Origin of the sequence: Pantoea sp. EKM103V (genome assembly GCF_011800365.1) — a bacterium.
GTDB classification, from domain to species: domain Bacteria; phylum Pseudomonadota; class Gammaproteobacteria; order Enterobacterales; family Enterobacteriaceae; genus Pantoea; species Pantoea anthophila.
The window spans coordinates 1-363 of sequence record NZ_JAALFQ010000052.1 but is presented as its reverse complement, the minus strand read 5'-3'; the positions used below and the strand labels follow the sequence as shown (position 1 = coordinate 363).

General features: G+C 66.9%; 1 pseudogene. It reads left to right on the top strand.

Annotated features, from left to right (window positions below):
- Positions 1-363, top strand: a pseudogene (locus HFD97_RS22080) (hypothetical protein); the annotation flags it as partial.

Genomic DNA, 363 nt, shown 5'->3' with positions numbered 1-363 from the left:
CACGCCAGAATCTCCCAAAACATGGGTTAACGGCCACACCCTCGCGGGCGTGAGTCCGGCGCTGGCGGGAGACCTGGCTTTTCTGGCCGGACTGCGCACGGAGCGCATGACGCTGGATGACCGCGCAGAACTGCTTTACGGCGGCCTGCTAAGCCTTGCTGAGCAGGTCTGCAACGCCGTAACCGACTGGTCATGCTACCGCCCGCGGATGCCCCTGACGGCCTGGCAGGCGTGGCTTGCCGCCGGTCCGCTGGTACGTGACCAGTGCGACGGTGCCGGTGAAGAGGCCTGGCGGCTGGCCTGCCGCGAGCTGGGAATGCTGCTGAAAGCGGGCCGGGGAATGCACCTGGCGGATATTGCGTG